Source organism: Roseateles sp. (genome assembly GCF_031397715.1).
GTDB lineage: Bacteria > Pseudomonadota > Gammaproteobacteria > Burkholderiales > Burkholderiaceae_C > Paucibacter_A.
This window is the reverse complement of the sequence record NZ_JANNMI010000489.1, coordinates 1-17,843: the sequence shown is the minus strand read 5'-3', so window position 1 is coordinate 17,843 and position 17,843 is coordinate 1. Positions and strand designations below refer to the sequence as shown.

Genomic DNA, 17,843 nt, shown 5'->3' with positions numbered 1-17,843 from the left:
CATTGTGAAAATAGTCTAAGTCAGCCTTGCCGGGCGCCATAGTCACCTGAGTTACACCGATTGGGCAACAGCTCTAGGGGTATTCACTGCACGCCGATCAAGGCGTGGCGGTCGTTGGCATTGAAGATCAGGCGCTTGGGCCAGACCGGCCAGGTTTGGCCCAGGCCGGCGTGATTGGGGTCACCGCTGCGCGCGAACGCGGCCAGGCTGAGCTGCATCTGCTCGGCCAAGGCGAGCCGGCCGGGCCGATTCGCGGCGCTATGGCCGAAGGAGAAGATCGACGGCCCAAAGTTGCCGAACAGAAACGGCAGATCGACCGCATGGGCCGCCCCATAGACGCTATTGAACGGCGGCGGCTGGCGATCCCAGTCAAACCGGTAGACCCACAGCGCACTTTGTTGCCCAGCCACCGCCGCGAGTGCCTGATTGGCCAGCGGCGTGAACAGGCCGTCGGTGGTGCGCGCGCTGACGGCGTTCCAGCCGGTCTGCGCCTGCGCCACCGGCAGCATCGCAGCGGCCAACAAATCCGCCTCGACCAAGCTGGGCAGCGCATCGGGGTTGAAGCCGTATTGCAGCCCGAAACGCTGGTAGTCGCTCGGCTTGTAGGGCCCGAACAGCTTGCCCTCATCGCGGGTGTTGCCGACCAGCAGCGGCAGCCGGGCGTAGCGGCCGGCGTGAATCTGCGCCAGCGGGTCCAAGGGCACGACATGGCCGTCCTTGATCACATTGGGGAAGCTGCCCCAGGCCGGGTTGGCGATCACCAGCTTGAGCAAGGCCTCGGCCGGCTTGGCGCGCAGATAGGCGCTCAGCTCGGCCTTGCTGTGAGCGCCGATATAGGCCGAGGCGGTGGCCGCGTCGCTCGCCAGCCCGTCGGCCTGTAGGGCCGCCGCCAGCAGGCGCTCGGCATAACTCTGTGCCGCGCCGGTGCTGCTGAACAGCAGGCCGCCGCTCAAGGGCGCGGCCTTGTGGAACAAACCGGTCGCCAGCGGCGACACCAGCAAGGCCCAGGTGTTGATGGCACCGGCCGATTGCCCCACCAGGGTGACGTTGCCGGCAGCGCCGCCAAAGGCTTCAATGTTGTTTTGCACAAAGCGCAGCGCCGCCAGCTGATCCAGATTGGCGAAGTTGCCTGAATCATCCAGCGCCGAGCCGGTCTTCAGCGCCGGCAAATTGAGCCAGCCGAACAGCCCCAGCCGGTAGTTGATCGACACCACCACCGCGTTCGCCTTCAGCGCCAGCGCTTGGCCCTCGTAGCTGGGGTCGGCGCTGTAGCCGGAAATATTGCTGCCGCCATGAATGAAGACCAGCACCGGCAGCTGCGTCGCCGCGTTGGCCGGCCGCCAGATGTTCAAACTCAGGCAATCCTCGCTGCCGACCGGCTTGCCAAAACCCTCGCGTACCGCCAGGCCAAACGGCTGTTCATCCGGCGCCGGGCTGTAGTAACGTCCGGCCTGCGCGCAAGAGGGGCCGAACCGAAGCGCCGCGCGCGGGGCCACCCAGGGCTCGGGTGGCTCGGGCGCACGCCAACGCAGCGCGCCTAGCGGCGGCCTTGCGTAGGGCAGGCCCAGCCAGACATAGGCGCCGCCCGCTTCGGCGCCGAGCACCGGCCCATAGGCGGTCTGGCGCAGCAGCGTTGACGCCGGAGCAGCAGCAGCGGCCGGCGCCGTAGCCGGGGCCGCAGCCGCCTTGTCGATGCCGCCGCCAAGCAATGCGCCGACCAGGCAGGCACGGGCTATCCAAGTCTTCATACCGATGTCTCCTCTTGTTATGCGCCCAAGCATAGGGCGCGCCGACGGCAGCGAACATCAGAAGATTCCGGTCCGGCCTCAGGGCATCTCCGCAGCCGGGCCGGGCTCAAGCCAGCACAGCGCAGCCCTATGATCGCCGCCATGTCCAGTGCTGCCCCCGCCTCCGCGGACTTCCCCTTTCAAGCCATCGTCGAGCAGTCCTTGGCCGGCATCTACGTCTTGCAAGACGAGTGCTTTCAATACGCTAACGCCACCTGGGCGGCCTTGGTGGGATATAGCCCCGAGCAGATGTTGGGTCGGCATCTGCGCCACTTTGTGCCGGCCGACTTCCTGCCCGAGGTGCTGCGGCTTTACCACCTGCGGCTGGCCAGCGACCCGCCCAGCATTCGTTTCATCACCCGCGGCCTGCACCGTGACGGCCGCACTGTTCTGATCGAGGTGCACGGCTCGCGCATGCTCTACCGTGGCCGCCCGGCGGTGGCCGGCATCGGGGTGGACGTGACCGAGCGGCTACTCAATGAACAGGCGCTGCAGGCCTCGCGCGCCAGTCTGCAAGACCTCAGCGCTTACAGCCAGGCTCAGCTGGAACAGCAACGCGCCCGCTACGCCCGCGAACTGCATGATGTGCTGGGCGGCATGCTGAGCTCGGTGAAGATGGACGTGACCCGCATCCAACGCCGCGCCGACAGCCCGGCCTTGCAGCAAATCAGCGCCGGGCTGCTGAGCCTGGCGCAGGACTGCATTGACACGGTGCGGCGGATGTCGGACGAGTTGCGCCCCGGCGTCCTCGATCATCTGGGCCTGGCCGCCGCGCTGCGTCAGGCGCTGGCTGAGTTCAGCCAACGCTACGAGCTCGTCCAGCACGTCGCGTTGACGTTTGACGACGCCCTGCTCTCGCCGCGCCGCGCCACCGCCGTCTATCGCATCGTGCAAGAGGCCTTGACCAATATTGCCCGCCATGCCGCCGCCCGCCGGGTCGAACTCAAAATGTGGACCGAGGCCGGCCAGTTGCGGATGGTTTTGAGCGACGACGGCTGCGGCTTTGAGCCCGGCCGGGTGCGGCCGCGCGCGCTCGGCTTGCTGAGCATGAGCGAGCGCGCACGCGAGTTGGGCGGCGCGCTGGAGATCCACAGCGAGGCCGGCGTCGGCAGCCGCCTGAGCTTGACCCTGCCCTTGCTCTGAAGCTGGCCGTCAAATCAAAGTTTCAAAACTTGTAGCTGGCGCCCACCGTGACCACACGGGGCGGGCCGTAATAGCCGTTCAGAATGCTCAAGCTGGCGATGTTGTAGCCGTCGGTGCGGTAGGCCTTGTCGGTCAGGTTGCTGCCCTGCAGCGACAGGCTCCAATGCTTATCGATATCCAGAATCGCGCCGGCGCTCAGCAGGGTGAAGGCGTCCTGGGCAATTGCTTCACTCAGGTCGGTGGTCGGATAGACCCGGCTGCGGTGACTCGCACTCAGGCGCAGGCGCAGCGTGCCGGCCGAGGCCAAGCTCAGCCGGTACTCAATATTCAAGGCTCCCTGGAACTTGGGTGAATTGGTGAACTTTTTCTGCTCGGCCACATTGACGCCCCGGTCCAGATACTCGTCGTAGACCGCGTCCAGCGCGGCCAGATGGCCACTCAGCGTCCAGGCGCGCAGCGGCCGCCAGACGAATTCGAGCTCGGCGCCTTGCACTTGGGCACGACCGGCATTGGTGAAGTCGCCGAAAAAACCCGGCGTGCCGTTCGGCAAGGTGTAGGACGTGAACACCGACAGCTGCACGTTTTTGTATTTGTTGTGGAACAGCGCCGCATTCAGCTCCAGCCGGCCTTGGTCCAGCAGCATCTTCGAGCCAAGCTCGAAGGAGTCCAGCGTTTCGTCCTTGAACGGGTTGCCCGAGGCCGGCACCGCCAGCGTGTTGGCGCGGATGTTGTAGCCGCCCGACTTGAAGCCGCGCGAGGCCGTGCCGTACAGCTTGGTGCTGTCGCTCCAGCGGTAGTCCAGCGACAACTTGGGCGAGCTGTCCTGCACCTCCAGCGTCTTGTCGAAATCGGCCGAGGTCGCCACCACGGTGCTGAAACTGGCGTCCTTGAACGACTGATTCAAGACCACCGCGCGCTTGCGCTCATCGGTAAAACGCAGGCCGGCACCGACCGCCCAGTCGGACGACAGGCGCCAGCTCCAGTCCGTGTAGGCCGCCCGCCCGCGGGTGTAGACGGTGCCGCCCGAGGTGCCGAAGATTGAATTCAGGAAGTTGTTGCGCACCAAACCACCGGCGTCGCCGTCAAAGGCGTACAGCCCCAGCACGCCCGACAGCGTTGCCCCCTCGTAAGCGAGCTGCATTTCATGGCTGCGCGAACTGTCGGCATAACTCCCCAGCACATCGGCAATCTGGTTGGGCAGGCCGTCAAAGTCGATACCCGAGGCGGAGTCGGAGGCGCGCCGCGCGGCTAGGAGCCCGGGCGGGTTGAACTCCCAAGTCGCGGTCAGCGACTGCCCGTCGCTGTGGGTGAAGTATCGGCGTCGAAATGCTGATCAGCGTCAAAACCGTCGGCACCCATCGCGGCCATTTGCTGGAGAAGCTGGGCCTGAGCAGCAACGCGGAGCTGGTGCTGTACGCCGTGCGCCAGGGCCTGTTGGACTGAGGGACCATAGGGTTTTGGGGCGCTGGCTACACTGCCCCAATGACACCCGCAGAAATGACCACGGGCGCGCCGCCGCCCACCGCTTGGTTGAACCGTTACGCCGCTTTAGGCGCGGCTTTCCACACCGAGCTGCCCGCCCAAGGCATGGCCAATCCGGTCTGGGTCGCGCGCAGCGCGGCCTTGGCCGCCGAGCTCGGCTGGCCCGCAGACTGGTGGCAGCGCGACGACTGGCAGGCGCTTGACGTGCTCAGCGGCAATGCGGTCTGGCCCGGCATGCGCACCTTGGCCACCGTCTACAGCGGCCATCAGTTCGGCTCCTGGGCCGGTCAACTCGGCGACGGCCGCGCGTTGCTGCTGGGTGAGATCGAGACGCAAGCCGGCCCAATGGAGCTGCAGCTCAAGGGCGCGGGTGCGACGCCCTACTCGCGCATGGGCGACGGCCGAGCGGTGCTGCGCTCGTCGATCCGCGAGTTCCTCTGCTCGGAGGCCATGGCCGGTTTGGGCATCCCGACCACGCGGGCCTTGGCCATCACCGCCTCGGCGCTGTCGGTGCGGCGCGAGACGCTGGAGACGGCAGCCGTGGTCACCCGCGTGGCACCGAGCTTCATCCGCTTCGGGCACTTTGAGCATTTCGCCCACACCGGCCAACATGCCGAGCTGCGCCAGCTGGCCGACTTTTTCATCCACCACCACGCACCCGAATGCCTGGCCGCTGCCAATCCTTTTGCTGCGCTGCTGGAACGCGTGGTGCGCCAGACCGCTGAGCTGATGGCCGACTGGCAGGCGGTCGGCTTTTGCCACGGCGTGATGAATACCGACAATATGTCGATGCTGGGCCTGACGCTGGACTACGGCCCGTTCGGCTTCATGGACGGTTTTGATCCCGGCCATGTCTGCAACCACTCCGATCATCAAGGCCGTTATGCCTATGCCCGCCAGCCGAATATCGGCTTTTGGAATCTGCACGCGCTGGCCCAGGCGCTGTTGCCGCTGATGGACGCCGCCGACCGCGAGGGCCAGCCCTTGCTGTCCGCGCTGGACGTCTACAAAACCGCCTTCCCGGCCGCCTTGATGCAGCGCATGCGCGCCAAGCTGGGCTTGCTGACCGAGCAGCTTGAGGACCAAGCTCTGATCGACGACTGGCTCAAGCTGATGGCCGCCGCCCGCGCCGACTTCACACTCAGCTTCAGGCGCCTGAGTTCAATCACCCACACCGACGACCCGGCCAAGCTGCGCGATCTATTCATCGACCAGACAGCGCTGGCGCAATGGCTGCAGCGCTACCGGGACCGTTTGAACCTGGAGAGCAGTGACGACGAGCGGCGCGGCCTGCGCATGCGCGCCGTCAATCCGGCGGTCGTGCTGCGCAACCATCTGGCCGAAGGTGCGATCCGGGCCGCACAGGCCGGTGATTTCAGCGAAACCGAGCGGCTGCTGAAAGTCTTGCAGCAGCCCTACGACGAACCAGAGCGGGCGTCCGACGCCGCCCTCCCGCCCGACTGGGCCCAAACCTTGGAAGTGAGCTGCTCATCATGACGAAGCCGATCGACGACGAATCCTACCCAGTGCAAAAAACCGACGCCGAGTGGCGCGCCCAGCTCGACCAGGAGCAGTACGCGGTGGCCCGCCACGCCGCCACCGAGCGCGCCTTCAGCGGCAAGTACTGGGATCATTTCGAGGCCGGCGCGTACCTGTGCGTAGGCTGCGGCACGCCGCTGTTCGAGGCCGACACCAAGTTCGACGCCGGCTGCGGCTGGCCGAGCTACTTTGCGCCGGTCAATGCCGAAGTGGTCGAGCGGGTGGTCGACCATGCCCACGGCATGGTGCGGGTGGAAGTGCGTTGCAACAAGTGTGGCTCGCACCTCGGTCATGTTTTCCCCGACGGCCCCGAGCCGACCGGCGAGCGTTTTTGCATCAACTCGGCTGCGCTAGACTTCACGCCCCTGCCAAAGTGATGGCGGCAAGTTCACCGGTTCCGCGCTCCCCATGAAGCTTTTGCTCGATTTTTTGCCGCTGCTGCTGTTCTTCGGCAGCTTCAAGTATGCGGATGCCAACAAAGACTGGGCGGCCCAGTTCGCGACCGACAACTTTGGTTTCCTGGTCTCGGGTGGCAAGGTCGGCCCGGACGAAGCGGCCGTGCTCTTGGCCACCGTGGTGGTGATGCTGGCCACCTTGACGCAGGCTTTGATCCTGAAGCTGCGCGGCAAAAAGATCGATTTGATGTTGTGGATCAGCCTCGGGCTCGTCGTTACCTTGGGCGGTGCCACGATCTGGTTTCACAACGCGACCTTCATCAAATGGAAGCCCACCGGCCTGTACTGGGCGATGGCTGTGGCGTTCTGGGCCGCGCAGGCGTTCTGGGGCAAGAACCTGATCAAGGCGATGCTGGGCGCCGAGTTGGTACTGCCCGACTTTGTCTGGAAGACGCTGAACCGCGCCTGGGTGCTGTTCTTTGCGGCCCTCGGGGTGCTCAATATCTATGTGGCCTACAACTTTTCCACCTCGGCCTGGGCCAATTTCAAGGCCTTCGGCACCACCGGTTTGATTCTTGTGTTCACGCTGGCGCAAGCCATTTACCTGAGCCGGCATCTGCCCGAAACCAAGCCCGAAGACAAAGAAGGAGTCGACAAACCATGAGCACACCCAAAGCCAGCTTGGCGGACATGCAGGCACGCCTGCGCGCCGGCCTGGAGCCCAGCGTCTTGAATCTGCAAGACGATAGTCATCAACATGCCGGCCACGCGGGCGCAAAGGAAGGCGGCCACTACAGCCTGACCATCGTCAGCGCCCGCTTCAAGGGCTTGGGGTCGGTGGCCCGCCATCGGCTCGTATATCATTGCTTGGCAGAGTTGATGCAGCAGGGCATCCATGCGCTGGCCATCGATGCTCGCGCGCCGGATGAGGTTTGAATCAAGCTGTCAGTTTTACTTACCCAAGACTGCGCCCCTCACGGCGCAATTTTTTTAGCCTAAGTGATCACCGCCCCATGAAGAAAAATTTATTGGCCGCTGTGGCCCTGTCCGCTGCCCTGTTGCCGCTGGCCGCCAGCGCTCAGAACATCGCCCTCGTCAATGGCAAGCCGGTGCCCAAGGCCCGCGCCGAGCTGCTGCTCGCCCAAGTCACCAAGACCGGCCAGCAGCAACGCACGCCCGAACTGGAGACGCAGGTCAAGGACGAAGTCGTGCTGCGCGAGATCTTCATCCAGGAAGCCGAAAAGCGCGGCGTGCCCGCCAGCGCCGACTACAAGGCGCAGATGGAATTGGCCCGTCAGAGCATCCTGATCCGCGAACTGTTTGCCGATTACGCCAAGAAGAACCCCGTCTCGGACGCCGAAGCGCAAGCCGAATACGACAAGTTCAAGGCGCAGAACAGCGGCAAGGAATATCGCGCGCGCCACATCCTGGTTGAGAAAGAAGACGAGGCCAAGGCCTTGATCGCCCAGATCAAGGCCGGTGCTAAGTTCGAAGAATTGGCCACCAAGAACTCCAAGGACCCCGGCTCGGCCGCCAATGGTGGCGATCTGGACTGGGCCAATGGCAACAGCTATGTGAAGGAATTCACCGAGGCCTTGGCGCTGCTGCAAAAGGGTGAGATGACGCCAACGCCGGTCAAGTCGCAGTTTGGCTTTCACATCATCAAGTTGGAAGACAGCCGCGAAGCGCAGTTCCCGGCCTTCGACGACGTCAAGCCGCAAATCGTCAAACGCTTGGAGCAGCAAAAGCTGGGCGTCTATCAGCAAGAGCTGAAGAACAAGGCCAAGACCGACTACAAGTTCGCCAACGCCCCACAAGGCGCAGCGCCGAACTGATTCAGCGCTCGTTAGCCAGAACCCGCAACGCCGAGCTCGGCGGCGCGGGTTTTTTTTCAACAACGCAAGGACGCTTGTGCCCGCTTCCCGTTTCGCTCGCCGCATCCTGCCTCACCCCGACACGCTGTCGCAGACGCGGGGACTGAAGTGGTTAGGCCACTATCTGGCACCTCGGCCCTGGCTGTGGGTGGCGCACCGCCGGCGGGTCGCGCTGGGCGTGGCCGTGGGCTTGGCGGCCGGCGTGATCCCTTTGCCGACGCAGATGCCCATTGCCGCCGTGCTGGCCGTGCTTTGCCGCGCCAATGTCGCCGCCGCCATCGCTGCCACTTGGCTGACCAACCCCTTCACCCTGGTGCCGATCTGGAGCTTGGCCCTGGTGCTGGGCCGCCTGGTGTCGGGCGAGCATGGGCCGATCGCCACGCCGGCGATGCTGGCCATAGCTTGGAGCCAGCCGGCAAGTTGGTGGCCGTCCTTTTTGGCGGGCGTGCAGTCGCTGGGCAAGCCGCTGCTGATCGGCCTGCCGCTGGCCGGTTTGCTGCTGGGCGCAATGGCCTATTTGCTCGTCTATTTTGGCTGGTGGGCCGTCATCAAGGGCGAGCGCTGGCGACGCCTGCGCGCCCGTAGACGCTAAACCAAGGCACCCGCCTCGATACGCAGCTGACGCTGGCAGCGCTGCGCAATCGCGGGGTCATGCGTCACCAGCACCAAGGTCGTGCCGGCCTCGCGGTTGAGCTCGAACATCAACTCCATCACGGCCGCGCCGGTGGCGAAGTCCAGGCTGCCGGTGGGCTCATCGGCCAACAGCAAGGCCGGCCGCATCACAAAGGCCCGCGCCAGCGCCACGCGCTGCTGTTCGCCGCCCGACAGCACGCGCGGGTAATGGTTTAGCCGCTGTGACAGGCCGACCCGGCCCAACATATGCGTCGCCATCGCCCGGGCATCGCGGTCACCGCGCAACTCCAGCGGCAGCATCACGTTCTCCAGCGCATTCAGGTTGGGCAGCAGCTGAAAGCTCTGGAACACAAAACCCAGCTCGGCACCGCGCACCGCCGCTCTTTGATCCTCGTTCAACACGAACAAATCCTGGCCGCGCAAGCGCACCGTGCCGCTGCTGGGCGTATCCAGCCCGGCCAGGATCGCCAGCAAGGTGCTCTTGCCCGAACCCGATGCGCCGACGATGGCGACCGACTCCTGGGTGCTCAGCGTGAACGAGATGTCATGCAGAATGGTCAGCTCGCCGGAGGCGTCTTGCACGCGTTTGCTGACCCGGTCGACTTCAACAATATTGACGGACATTGATCGGAGATTCCCTAGTGATGACATCGAGACGGCGTGATTGCTGCGCGTACTTTAGCGCCTTGAGCTTGGCCTGGGCTGCACCGGGCTTTGCCGAGGCCGCGGCCACCAAACCAGCGCCGCTGGTGCTGGTGGTCGGCGACAGCCTTTCGGCCGAATATGGGCTGGCGCGCGGCCAAGGCTGGGTGGCCTTGCTGGAGCAGCGCCTCAAAGAGAAGCAGCTGCCGCAGCAAGTCTTGAACGCCAGCATCAGCGGCGACACCACCGCCGGCGGGCGGGCACGCTTGGGCGCGCTGTTGCAGCAGCACAAACCCAAGGTGGTCATCATCGAGTTGGGCGGCAACGACGCGCTGCGGGGCCTGCCGCTGGCCTCAAGCCATGAGAACCTGACGGCCATGACACGCGCAGCCAAAGCGGCCGGTGCACGCGTGTTGCTGCTGGGCATGCAGGTGCCGCCGAACTACGGCGCCAGCTATGGGCGCGAATTCGCCGGTTTGTTCGAGCGCGTGGCCAAGGCGGAGAAGGTCGCCTTGGTACCCTTTTTGCTCAAGGGCGTGGCGGACCGGCCGGATGCGCTGGACTGGTTTCAGCCCGACCGCATCCACCCGCAGGCCAAGGCACACCCGGTCATGCTGGAGCTGGTCTGGCCGAATTTGCGGCCGCTGCTCTGATCAGCGCTCGGCTTCATCGTTCAGCTTCGCCCCGGCGGCGCTCGCCGTTAGCCTTTTGGCCATCCTCGGCGCGGTTGCGGCGCGGGCCGGCGTCGTCCTGACGCTGCTGTGGCTGCTGCGGGCGTGGCGCTTCGACCTGAGGACGGACGGCTTGCACGACGGGCGCTTGGGCCTGCGGCTGCTGCACTTGCGGTTCCGCCGGACGCTGACGCTCGATTTGACGCTCAACGGGCCGATCAACCTGACGCTCGAAGCCCGGTGGGCGGCCCGGCCCCTGGCGCTCGCGCATCTGCTCCATCGCGCGATCGGCGGCCTGGCGGACCTGGGACTGCTGCTGCTGTTGTTGTTGTTGTGCTTGCTGCTGTTGTGCTTGCTGCTGTTGTGCTTGTTGCTGCTGCGCCTGGAACATCTCATTGCGTTGCGGCTCGGGGCGCTCACGCCGCTGCTGCTGCACCTGCTGAGGCGCTTGCACCTCGCTGCGAACTTCCGGCGCCGGCCGACTGAGTGGCGCTGGGCCGTTGGTATCACTCAGCTGTTGCTGCTGTTGCCGATCGCGGTCACGCTCGCGCCGCCCCAGGTTCTCGCTGCGCCATGGCATATCGGGCGGTGCGCGTTTGACTTGCGCGTCGACGGCTGCGCGGGCCGGCAAAACCGTCGCCAACTCATTGCGTGCCGGCGCGCTTGGCAGCGGCCGGACCGGCCCGACTTCGTTCGCCGGCAAGGCCCGCACCGCCGCGCCCTGGCCCGGCAGATAGCTGACCGCACCGGCCACATCGCGGTTGCTGCGGTGCGGCCGCTTGACCGTGACCGGATCGGGGTCGATATTGATCCGGTGCTTGTGCGCGGGGCTGTGCCGATACGACGGCACATAGACCTCACGGGGCCCGAGCGGATACCAGCCGTAATGCGGGCGATTGCCGTAGCCGTAGCCACCCCCACCGCCGACCCAACCCACCAGCGCCGGCGAGTAGACCGGCCGCGCCACATAGCGGCCCGGCGCCCAGCCCCAACGGCCGCCATAGGAAACCCAGCGGCCATAGTGGAACGGCGCATAACCCCACGGCGCATCATCGACCCAGGTCCAACCCCAATGGCCAGACCAAGCCCAGCGGCCATAGCGGTACGGCGCCCAGTCCACCGCCACCGTGGTCGGGATCCAGATATTGCCGTAGTCGCTTGATGACTCCCAGCGGCCATGGCGGTCCAGCTCATCGGCGCCTGTCATCTCGGGTGACACATAGCGCTGGCTGACGCCGGACGCAAAGCGGTCGCCTTCGGCCCGGCTTTGCGCCAGCAGCCACTCGCCAAAACCGTCGTTGTTCAGCCGCTGACGCTCGGTGCGCGGGCCGCCGGCCCACCAGAACTCGCCCTGCTCGCCGTCTTGCAGCCAGACCGGCTGCTTGGCCTCGCCGCGTTCGAACTCAAAGCGCACGCGGCCCTCGAAGTTGTAGGCGCGGCTGCCACGATCCAGTTGCTCGACCCGGAACAGCCCCTGCTGCTCGGCGTAGAAGCGGCCCTCACGGGTCTGCACCTTGTATTCGCTGACGGCCTCTTGCGAGCGCAGGCGCAGGCCCAAATCACCGTTGGCCAGCAGCAGCAAGACGCGGCCCTCGTCGAGTTGGCTGAATTCCAAGTCGCTGCGCTCATCCAACCACAAGCTGGTCGAGCCGACACTGAGACTGACGCGGGCGCGTTCATCGGTGCGCAGGCGGTCGCCCTCGGCAATGGTCTGGTTGCGCGTCACGCGGACCCAGTCCTTGCTGTCGGCGTCAAACAGCCAAGCATCGCCGATCACCTCGGAGATGCGGCCGGCACGCGCCGGCGGGTCACTGTCGGCAGCCTGGGCGGCCAGGCCGACCAGTATCAGCGCAGGGATGACAAATCGTTTCAATGCGGCGGCAAGCATGGGGTGCTCCTGTTACCGAGGCTCAACGCTCGAAGCACCCTCTCAGCCGACCGCCTTTACAAACTATTTCAATCGTCGGCGTTCGGGTCCATGTCGGGGAACAGCACCGAGGTGAAACCAAAGCGGCTGAAATCCTTGATCCGTGACGGGTAAAGCACGCCGATCAAGTGATCGCACTCATGCTGAACAACGCGCGCGTGAAAGCCCTCGGCCTCGCGCTCGATCGGCTGCCCGTCGGCGTCAAAGCCGCTGTAGCGCAAGCGCTCAAACCGCTCGACCACACCGCGCAGGCCGGGCACCGACAGGCAGCCCTCATAACCCTCCACCATTTCGCTCGACAGCGGCGTGATAACCGGGTTGATCAAGACGGTGGGCGGCACCGGCGGCGCGTCCGGGTAGCGCTCGTTACTTTGAAAACCAAAGATCACCAGTTGCAGATCGACGCCGATCTGCGGCGCGGCAAGGCCGGCGCCATTGGCGGCCTTCATGGTCTCGAACATATCGGCGATCAACGCCTTCAGTTCAGGCGTGCCGAACTCGGTCACCGGCTTGGCCACGCGCAGCAAGCGCGGGTCACCCATCTTCAAAATCTCATGCACGGCCATTGCGTTCGTCCCCTGCGTTATCGTGGGCACATTCTAAGGAGACGCTTGTGCACGCTGATTTCATCGAACCGCTCGGCCACGGCATTTATGCCATCGACACCGGCTTTCAACGCCCGCGCTTCGACGCCGCCTATCTGCTGGTCGAGAACGGCCGCGCCGCCTTCATCGACACCGGCACCAACCATGCGGTGCCGCGCCTGCTGGCGGCGCTGGAGCTTGTAGGTTTGACGCCTGCGGCGGTCGATTGGGTAATCCCAACGCACGTGCATCTGGACCATGCCGGCGGCGTCGGCCTGCTGATGCAGTCGCTGCCGCAGGCGATGGTGCTGGTGCACCCGCGCGGCCTGCGCCATATGGTCGACCCGAGCGCCTTGTTCAAGGGCGCGCTGGCGGTCTACGGCCCAGAGGAAATGCAGCGCTCTTACGGCCAACTGCAGCCGGTGCCGGCCGAGCGGGTGCAGGCCAGCTTTGACGAGCAAACGATAGCGGTGGGCGGCCGACCTCTTTTGCTGATCGACACCCCCGGCCATGCCCGCCACCACCATTGCATCTGGGACGCGCGCAGCCGGGGCTGGTTCACCGGCGACACCTTCGGGCTGAGCTACCGGGAGTTCGACACGGCCGCTGGCGGCGAGTGGCTGATGCCCACCAGCACGCCGGTGCAATTCGACCCGCAAGCGCTGCGCGCTTCGGTACAGCGGCTGATGAGGTTCGAGCCGCAGGCCATGTATCTGACGCATTACAGCCGCATCGGCTTTGTCAATCACGATTTGCCGCGTCTGGCCGAACTGCTGCTAGCGCAGGTGGACGAGATGGAAGCGTTGGCGCTCCGACTGCGCGACGCGCCGGACCGGCATCAGCAACTGAAGGCCGGCTTGCGGGAGCAGTATTTGCGCCGCCTGCAGGCGCATGGCTGCCAATTGGTGCCAGAACAGCAAGCCGCGCTGCTGGGCATGGACATCGAGCTGAATGCGCAGGGGCTGGCGGTGTGGCTGGACAAGACCCAACCGGCCTAAAACTTCATTCAGCCAGAATGCAGGGGATGAAAGGGATGGAAGCCAATGCCTGAGGCTTCAAGCCTTGTAGTAGCCGCGGTACCAAGCCACAAACTTCGCCACCCCGTCGGGTACCGGCATGGCCGGGCGGAAGTCGGTCCAGGCGGCGAGTTCTTCCACATCGGCGTGCGTGGCCGGCACATCGCCGTCCTGCAGCGGCATGAAGTTCTTCTGTGCCTCCTTGCCGACCGCCTTTTCAATCGCCTCAATGAATTCCATCAGCTGGATCGGCGCATGGTTGCCGATATTGAAGATGCGGTAGGGCGCGTTCGAATGCGCCGGGTCGCTCTTCATGGCGTCATAGCCCGCCTGCGGCGTGGCCACCCGGTCCAGCACGCGCACCACGCCTTCGGCGATATCGTCCACATAGGTGAAGTCGCGCACCATCTGACCGTGGTTGAAGACGTTGATGGGCTTGCCTTCGATGATGGCCTTGGTGAACAAGAACAGCGCCATGTCCGGCCGGCCCCAAGGCCCATAGACGGTGAAGAAGCGCAAGCCCGTGGTCGGCAGGCGGAACAGATGGCTGTAGGTATGCGCCATCAGCTCATTGGCCTTCTTGGTCGCCGCGTACAGGCTGACCGGGTGATCGACGCTGTGATGCTCGGAGAACGGCATCAGCGTGTTGCCGCCATAAACGCTGGAGCTTGAGGCATAGGCCAGATGCGCGACCTGGTTGTGCCGGCAGCCTTCCAGGATATTGGTGAAGCCGACGATATTGCTTTCGATGTAAGCGTGCGGGTTCTCGATCGAATAGCGCACGCCGGCCTGTGCGGCCAGATGCACCACGCGGTCAAACTTCTCGGTCGCGAACAGCGCCGCGATGCCGTCCTTGTCGGCCACGTCCATCTTGACGAAGCTGAAACCCTTCAGCGGCGTCAGGCGCGCCAAGCGGTCGAGCTTGAGCTGGGGGTCGTAATAGTCATTCAGGTTGTCCAGGCCGACCACTTGGTCGCCGCGCGCCAACAGCAGTTGGCTGACATGCATGCCGATAAAGCCGGCCGCGCCGGTGACGAGTACTTTCACGGATGCATTCTCCTGGGTGTTTCCTGAGGTTTATGGGCATGAAACCCAAAGCGCCCGGCATTCTCGCTCAAGCGGGCCAGCGCGCCGGCATGTACACCAGCCGGAGCGGCATTGTTCACGCTTGTGGCCTACTCGGCAGCAGCGCTCAAATCCGGCAAATCGGCCCCGGATACTGGCTGACGCTGGCATCCGCCGTCAGCAAGGTGATGCCCTCAACAGTCGCTTGAGCCACCAGCATTCGGTCGAAGGGATCCTTGTGAATCGGCGGCAAGCTGTCGATAGCCACCGCGTGTTCGCTGCTGATGGGCAACTCGCTATAGCCCGCATCCGCCAAACCCCGGCGCAGCACACGCGCGTCGACCCGAAAGTCGCTGCGCCCCAATCCGCGTTTGATCGCGATTTCCCACAGGCTTGCCGCGCTGAAAAACAACTCATTCTCTGGAGCCTCCAGCAGCGAACGCGCCAATTCGGGCAAGCGCTCTGGTTGGCCTGCCGCCCACAGCAACACATGGGTATCCAACAAGAGCTTCACGGCAGATTACCTCCGCCAAACAACTGCTCGATCTCAGCAGCACCCAAGCTGTCAAAGTCGGCCGGCACCTCGATTTGTCCGGCCAGAAAACCCAAGCGTTTTGGCGGGCTACGCTCAAGCGAAGCCAAAGCCACCACTTTCACCAGCGGTTTGCCGGCCTTGGCGATGATGAAAGGCTCGCCTTGCACCGCCTGCTCAATCAGCTTGGACAACTGCGTTTTCGCTTCATGAATATTGACGGTTTGCATGGTCGCTCCGAGATGAACTAAGTCCGGTTAGTTTAACAGCCGAGCGCGCTCAACCGCCGTGACGCGCATCAGAAGCCTTGCCATTGCTTGGGTACTGGACTAGGAGCGTGGGCGGCAGGAGAGCCGGCGGCTGCGAAGCACCCAAGCAAAGAAGCGACTTAATCGCCCCCTAAAATGCGCCACCCAAGCAGTAACCATCCGCGAGAACCCACCCATGACCAAGCCTTGCATTCACCTGATCGCCGGCGCGCGCCCCAATTTCATGAAAATCGCACCGATCGTGCGGGCGCTGCAGGCCGACGGCCGCTTGGCCTGGAAGATCATCCACACCGGTCAGCACTACGACCGCGACATGAATGAGGTGTTTTTTGAAGAACTCGGCATCCCCGCCCCCGACGTGCGCCTGGGCTGCGGCGGCGGCACCCATGCCGAGCAAACCGGCAAGATCATGGTCGCCTACGAGGCCTTGATCGCCACTGACAAACCCGCCGCCTGCCTGGTGGTAGGCGACGTCAACTCCACCGCCGCCTGCTCCATCGTCGCCAAAAAGGCCGGCGTGCCCGTGGCGCACGTGGAGGCCGGCCTGCGCAGCGGCGACATGAGCATGCCCGAGGAAATCAACCGCCTGGTCACCGACGCCATCACCGACTGGTTCTTCGTCACCGAGCCCAGCGCCACCGAACACCTCAAACGCGAAGGCCACGACATGAGCGTGGTCTATGACGTCGGCCATGTGATGGCTGACAACGTGCTGTTCCAAGCCCACAAGCTGCAAACCACCGACACGGCCGGCTTCGAGACCGACGCCTTCAAGCGCCAGCACGCCCGCTACGGCGTTGTCACCCTGCACCGCCCCAGCAATGTCGACAGTGCAGAAGCCTTGGAGCGCATCGCCAGCGTGCTGCGCGCCGTCTCACCCGAGTTGCCGCTGGTCTTCCCGGTGCACCCGCGCACCCGCGCCAATATCGAGAAGTTCGGCGTCGATCTGGGTGCCAATGTCACCCTGATGGGCCCGCAGGCGTACATGTCCTTCTTGCACCTGTGGAAAGACGCCGTCGTCGTGTTGACCGACAGCGGCGGCCTGCAGGAAGAAACGACCGCGCTGGGTGTCGCCTGCATCACCATGCGCGAGAACACCGAGCGGCCGATCACCGTCGATGAAGGCAGCAATGTGCTGGCCGGCACCGACCCGGCCGTCATCATCCCGCTGGCGCTGGACACGATCAAAAACGGCGGCAAAAAAGGCCGCCGCCCGGCGCTGTGGGACGGCAAGTCGGCCGAGCGGATTGTGGCGATCTTGGCGGAGAAGCTGGGCGCTTGAGGTCGAAACCTGACCTGGTTCACTTCTTGAACCTCGCCACGTAAAGCCTGGCTTCATTCGAGATGATTTCAGGTGAGCGGCCCGCATAGCCAACGGGTCGACATACGCGTCGCTGGGCACCAGTGACTGCCATCCCCTTCCATCCCCTTCATCCTGGCTCAATGTATTTTTTGCCGGGATGCAGGGGATAAACAGGATCAATGAAGACAGAAGACTGTGACTTCAAGGCCGGGCGACCAAGCAAGCAAGCGCCAGCAGTTCTTGGCCGCAAATTAAATGAACCTGACCCCAATTAATGCCTGACCCCAATTAATGGCGGCCCCATTCAATGCCGGTTTGGGCACCTCAACTCAATAGTGATAGCGGAGCTGCGCAATCAGCAGCGCATCGCCTTCGACCTTGTAGACCACGCGATGTTCATCCGTGATGCGGCGCGACCAAAATCCCGCGAGCGCATGTTTTAGCGGCTCGGGCTTACCGACACCACTAAATGGGTCACGCCGTATTTCTTGAATCAACTTGTGAATGCGCTCGACCATTTTTCGATCTTGCCTTTGCCAATAGAGATAGTCTTCCCAGGCTTCATCGGCAAAGATCAAATTCACTGGCTAAGTTCTCGCTCAACGCCCTTGCCTGCGCCCAACTGGGCCACCGCCGACATCAAGCGTTTGGCATTCGTTGGGTTGCGCAATAGGTATGCCGTCTCTTGCAGGGCTTGAAAGTCCTCCAATGAAAGCATCACCACAGACTGGTCGCCGTTCCTCGTGATGATGAGCGCTTCATGATCATTGCAAACCCGGTCCATGGTGCTGGCCAGGTTGGCGCGCGCTGTTGAGTAGGTAATGGCATCCATTTCGGAGCTCCTTATTTGTACGTTTTATTGTACAAATTCAGTGATGCCTTGTCTATCGCGCGCGGCGAGTTAGTCCTCATCCTATGCATCCCCTCCATCCAGGCCAAAAAAAATGAATCGAGCCAGCAGGACGACGATGCAAGGGATGA

The 17,843-nt window shown here is 64.1% G+C and carries 20 protein-coding genes and 1 pseudogene; 11 read left to right on the top strand and 10 right to left on the bottom strand.

Translation table 11 applies throughout. The annotated features are described in order from the left end of the window. Positions 1-83 precede the first annotated feature (83 nt). Positions 84-1,748, bottom strand: a complete 1,665-nt coding sequence (locus RMO57_RS21830) for a carboxylesterase/lipase family protein (protein ID WP_310390283.1) — start codon at positions 1,746-1,748, stop codon at positions 84-86. 141 nt (positions 1,749-1,889) lie between these two features. Here RMO57_RS21830 and RMO57_RS21825 point away from each other — a divergent pair, with 141 nt between their 5' ends. Next, positions 1,890-2,930, top strand: a complete 1,041-nt coding sequence (locus RMO57_RS21825; protein WP_310390281.1) for a PAS domain-containing sensor histidine kinase — start codon at positions 1,890-1,892, stop codon at positions 2,928-2,930. Between the two features lie 22 nt (positions 2,931-2,952). On the opposite strand, the pseudogene RMO57_RS21820 reads toward RMO57_RS21825, so the two are convergent. Further along, positions 2,953-4,230: pseudogene (locus RMO57_RS21820) on the bottom strand (TonB-dependent receptor); the annotation flags it as partial. Between the two features lie 26 nt (positions 4,231-4,256). Between RMO57_RS21820 and RMO57_RS21815 the strand changes: the two are divergent. From RMO57_RS21815 to RMO57_RS21785, 7 genes are all read left to right on the top strand, one after another. After that, entirely contained in the window at positions 4,257-4,373 is a 117-nt protein-coding gene (locus RMO57_RS21815) for a LuxR C-terminal-related transcriptional regulator (RefSeq protein WP_310390279.1), read from the top strand. Positions 4,374-4,412: 39 nt separating this feature from the next. Next, positions 4,413-5,909, top strand: coding sequence for a protein adenylyltransferase SelO (locus RMO57_RS21810; RefSeq protein ID WP_310390277.1), 1,497 nt, complete (start codon positions 4,413-4,415; stop codon positions 5,907-5,909). Further along, positions 5,906-6,328, top strand: coding sequence for a peptide-methionine (R)-S-oxide reductase MsrB (msrB, locus tag RMO57_RS21805; RefSeq protein WP_310390275.1), 423 nt, complete (start codon positions 5,906-5,908; stop codon positions 6,326-6,328). The genes RMO57_RS21810 and msrB overlap by 4 nt, the downstream gene beginning before the upstream one ends. A 31-nt stretch (positions 6,329-6,359) precedes the next feature. Beyond that, positions 6,360-7,010, top strand: coding sequence for a septation protein A (locus RMO57_RS21800; protein ID WP_310390273.1), 651 nt, complete (start codon positions 6,360-6,362; stop codon positions 7,008-7,010). Beyond that, positions 7,007-7,282 (top strand): BolA family protein, encoded by a 276-nt coding sequence (locus tag RMO57_RS21795; protein WP_310390271.1) that lies wholly within the window; start codon positions 7,007-7,009, stop codon positions 7,280-7,282. Before RMO57_RS21800 ends, RMO57_RS21795 begins: the two co-directional genes overlap by 4 nt. A gap of 77 nt (positions 7,283-7,359) precedes the next feature. After that, positions 7,360-8,181, top strand: a complete 822-nt coding sequence (locus RMO57_RS21790; RefSeq protein WP_310390269.1) for a peptidylprolyl isomerase — start codon at positions 7,360-7,362, stop codon at positions 8,179-8,181. Positions 8,182-8,257: 76 nt separating this feature from the next. Beyond that, a complete protein-coding gene (locus tag RMO57_RS21785) occupies positions 8,258-8,812 on the top strand; it encodes a DUF2062 domain-containing protein (protein ID WP_310390267.1) in 555 nt (184 codons plus the stop codon). On the opposite strand, the gene RMO57_RS21780 is transcribed toward RMO57_RS21785, so the two are convergent. Then, entirely contained in the window at positions 8,809-9,477 is a 669-nt protein-coding gene (locus RMO57_RS21780; protein ID WP_310390265.1) for an ABC transporter ATP-binding protein, read from the bottom strand. The genes RMO57_RS21785 and RMO57_RS21780 overlap by 4 nt on opposite strands. A gap of 20 nt (positions 9,478-9,497) precedes the next feature. Here RMO57_RS21780 and RMO57_RS21775 point away from each other — a divergent pair, with 20 nt between their 5' ends. Further along, positions 9,498-10,148 (top strand): arylesterase, encoded by a 651-nt coding sequence (locus tag RMO57_RS21775; protein ID WP_310390263.1) that lies wholly within the window; start codon positions 9,498-9,500, stop codon positions 10,146-10,148. Between the two features lie 13 nt (positions 10,149-10,161). Here the strand turns inward: RMO57_RS21775 and RMO57_RS21770 are convergent, their stop codons facing one another. Both RMO57_RS21770 and def read right to left on the bottom strand, forming a co-directional pair. Continuing rightward, positions 10,162-12,054, bottom strand: coding sequence for a DUF6600 domain-containing protein (locus RMO57_RS21770; protein WP_310390261.1), 1,893 nt, complete (start codon positions 12,052-12,054; stop codon positions 10,162-10,164). 68 nt (positions 12,055-12,122) lie between these two features. After that, positions 12,123-12,659, bottom strand: coding sequence for a peptide deformylase (def, locus tag RMO57_RS21765; RefSeq protein WP_310390259.1), 537 nt, complete (start codon positions 12,657-12,659; stop codon positions 12,123-12,125). 47 nt (positions 12,660-12,706) lie between these two features. Here def and RMO57_RS21760 point away from each other — a divergent pair, with 47 nt between their 5' ends. Continuing rightward, the gene (locus RMO57_RS21760) at positions 12,707-13,675 is read left to right on the top strand and encodes an MBL fold metallo-hydrolase (protein ID WP_310390257.1); all 969 of its coding nucleotides are present in this window, start codon (positions 12,707-12,709) and stop codon (positions 13,673-13,675) included. Positions 13,676-13,732: 57 nt separating this feature from the next. Here RMO57_RS21760 and RMO57_RS21755 read toward each other — a convergent pair whose 3' ends face one another. From RMO57_RS21755 to RMO57_RS21745, 3 genes are all read right to left on the bottom strand, one after another. Then, positions 13,733-14,740, bottom strand: a complete 1,008-nt coding sequence (locus RMO57_RS21755) for an NAD-dependent epimerase (RefSeq protein ID WP_310390256.1) — start codon at positions 14,738-14,740, stop codon at positions 13,733-13,735. Between the two features lie 145 nt (positions 14,741-14,885). Continuing rightward, entirely contained in the window at positions 14,886-15,272 is a 387-nt protein-coding gene (locus RMO57_RS21750) for a type II toxin-antitoxin system VapC family toxin (protein WP_310390254.1), read from the bottom strand. Further along, positions 15,269-15,520, bottom strand: a complete 252-nt coding sequence (locus RMO57_RS21745; RefSeq protein ID WP_310390252.1) for a type II toxin-antitoxin system prevent-host-death family antitoxin — start codon at positions 15,518-15,520, stop codon at positions 15,269-15,271. The genes RMO57_RS21750 and RMO57_RS21745 overlap by 4 nt, the downstream gene beginning before the upstream one ends. A gap of 214 nt (positions 15,521-15,734) precedes the next feature. Here RMO57_RS21745 and wecB point away from each other — a divergent pair, with 214 nt between their 5' ends. Next, on the top strand, positions 15,735-16,841 hold the full coding sequence (gene wecB / locus RMO57_RS21740; protein WP_310390250.1) for a non-hydrolyzing UDP-N-acetylglucosamine 2-epimerase: 1,107 nt from the start codon (positions 15,735-15,737) through the stop codon (positions 16,839-16,841). 350 nt (positions 16,842-17,191) lie between these two features. Here wecB and RMO57_RS21735 read toward each other — a convergent pair whose 3' ends face one another. Further along, positions 17,192-17,446, bottom strand: coding sequence for a Txe/YoeB family addiction module toxin (locus RMO57_RS21735; RefSeq protein ID WP_310390248.1), 255 nt, complete (start codon positions 17,444-17,446; stop codon positions 17,192-17,194). Next, positions 17,443-17,694, bottom strand: a complete 252-nt coding sequence (locus RMO57_RS21730) for a type II toxin-antitoxin system prevent-host-death family antitoxin (protein ID WP_310390246.1) — start codon at positions 17,692-17,694, stop codon at positions 17,443-17,445. Before RMO57_RS21730 ends, RMO57_RS21735 begins: the two co-directional genes overlap by 4 nt. Positions 17,695-17,843: the final 149 nt, after the last annotated feature.

What these genes read in the sequence shown, in the direction of transcription:
- RMO57_RS21830 (WP_310390283.1), bottom strand. Translation starts at nt 1,748, where the DNA reads ATGAAGACTTGGATAGCCCGTGCCTGCCTGGTCGGCGCATTGCTTGGC.
- RMO57_RS21825 (WP_310390281.1), top strand. Translation starts at nt 1,890, where the DNA reads ATGTCCAGTGCTGCCCCCGCCTCCGCGGACTTCCCCTTTCAAGCCATC.
- RMO57_RS21815 (WP_310390279.1), top strand. Translation starts at nt 4,257, where the DNA reads ATGCTGATCAGCGTCAAAACCGTCGGCACCCATCGCGGCCATTTGCTG.
- RMO57_RS21810 (WP_310390277.1), top strand. Translation starts at nt 4,413, where the DNA reads ATGACACCCGCAGAAATGACCACGGGCGCGCCGCCGCCCACCGCTTGG.
- msrB (WP_310390275.1), top strand. Translation starts at nt 5,906, where the DNA reads ATGACGAAGCCGATCGACGACGAATCCTACCCAGTGCAAAAAACCGAC.
- RMO57_RS21800 (WP_310390273.1), top strand. Translation starts at nt 6,360, where the DNA reads ATGAAGCTTTTGCTCGATTTTTTGCCGCTGCTGCTGTTCTTCGGCAGC.
- RMO57_RS21795 (WP_310390271.1), top strand. Translation starts at nt 7,007, where the DNA reads ATGAGCACACCCAAAGCCAGCTTGGCGGACATGCAGGCACGCCTGCGC.
- RMO57_RS21790 (WP_310390269.1), top strand. Translation starts at nt 7,360, where the DNA reads ATGAAGAAAAATTTATTGGCCGCTGTGGCCCTGTCCGCTGCCCTGTTG.
- RMO57_RS21780 (WP_310390265.1), bottom strand. Translation starts at nt 9,477, where the DNA reads ATGTCCGTCAATATTGTTGAAGTCGACCGGGTCAGCAAACGCGTGCAA.
- RMO57_RS21775 (WP_310390263.1), top strand. Translation starts at nt 9,498, where the DNA reads ATGACATCGAGACGGCGTGATTGCTGCGCGTACTTTAGCGCCTTGAGC.
- RMO57_RS21770 (WP_310390261.1), bottom strand. Translation starts at nt 12,054, where the DNA reads ATGCTTGCCGCCGCATTGAAACGATTTGTCATCCCTGCGCTGATACTG.
- def (WP_310390259.1), bottom strand. Translation starts at nt 12,659, where the DNA reads ATGGCCGTGCATGAGATTTTGAAGATGGGTGACCCGCGCTTGCTGCGC.
- RMO57_RS21745 (WP_310390252.1), bottom strand. Translation starts at nt 15,520, where the DNA reads ATGCAAACCGTCAATATTCATGAAGCGAAAACGCAGTTGTCCAAGCTG.
- wecB (WP_310390250.1), top strand. Translation starts at nt 15,735, where the DNA reads ATGACCAAGCCTTGCATTCACCTGATCGCCGGCGCGCGCCCCAATTTC.
- RMO57_RS21730 (WP_310390246.1), bottom strand. Translation starts at nt 17,694, where the DNA reads ATGGATGCCATTACCTACTCAACAGCGCGCGCCAACCTGGCCAGCACC.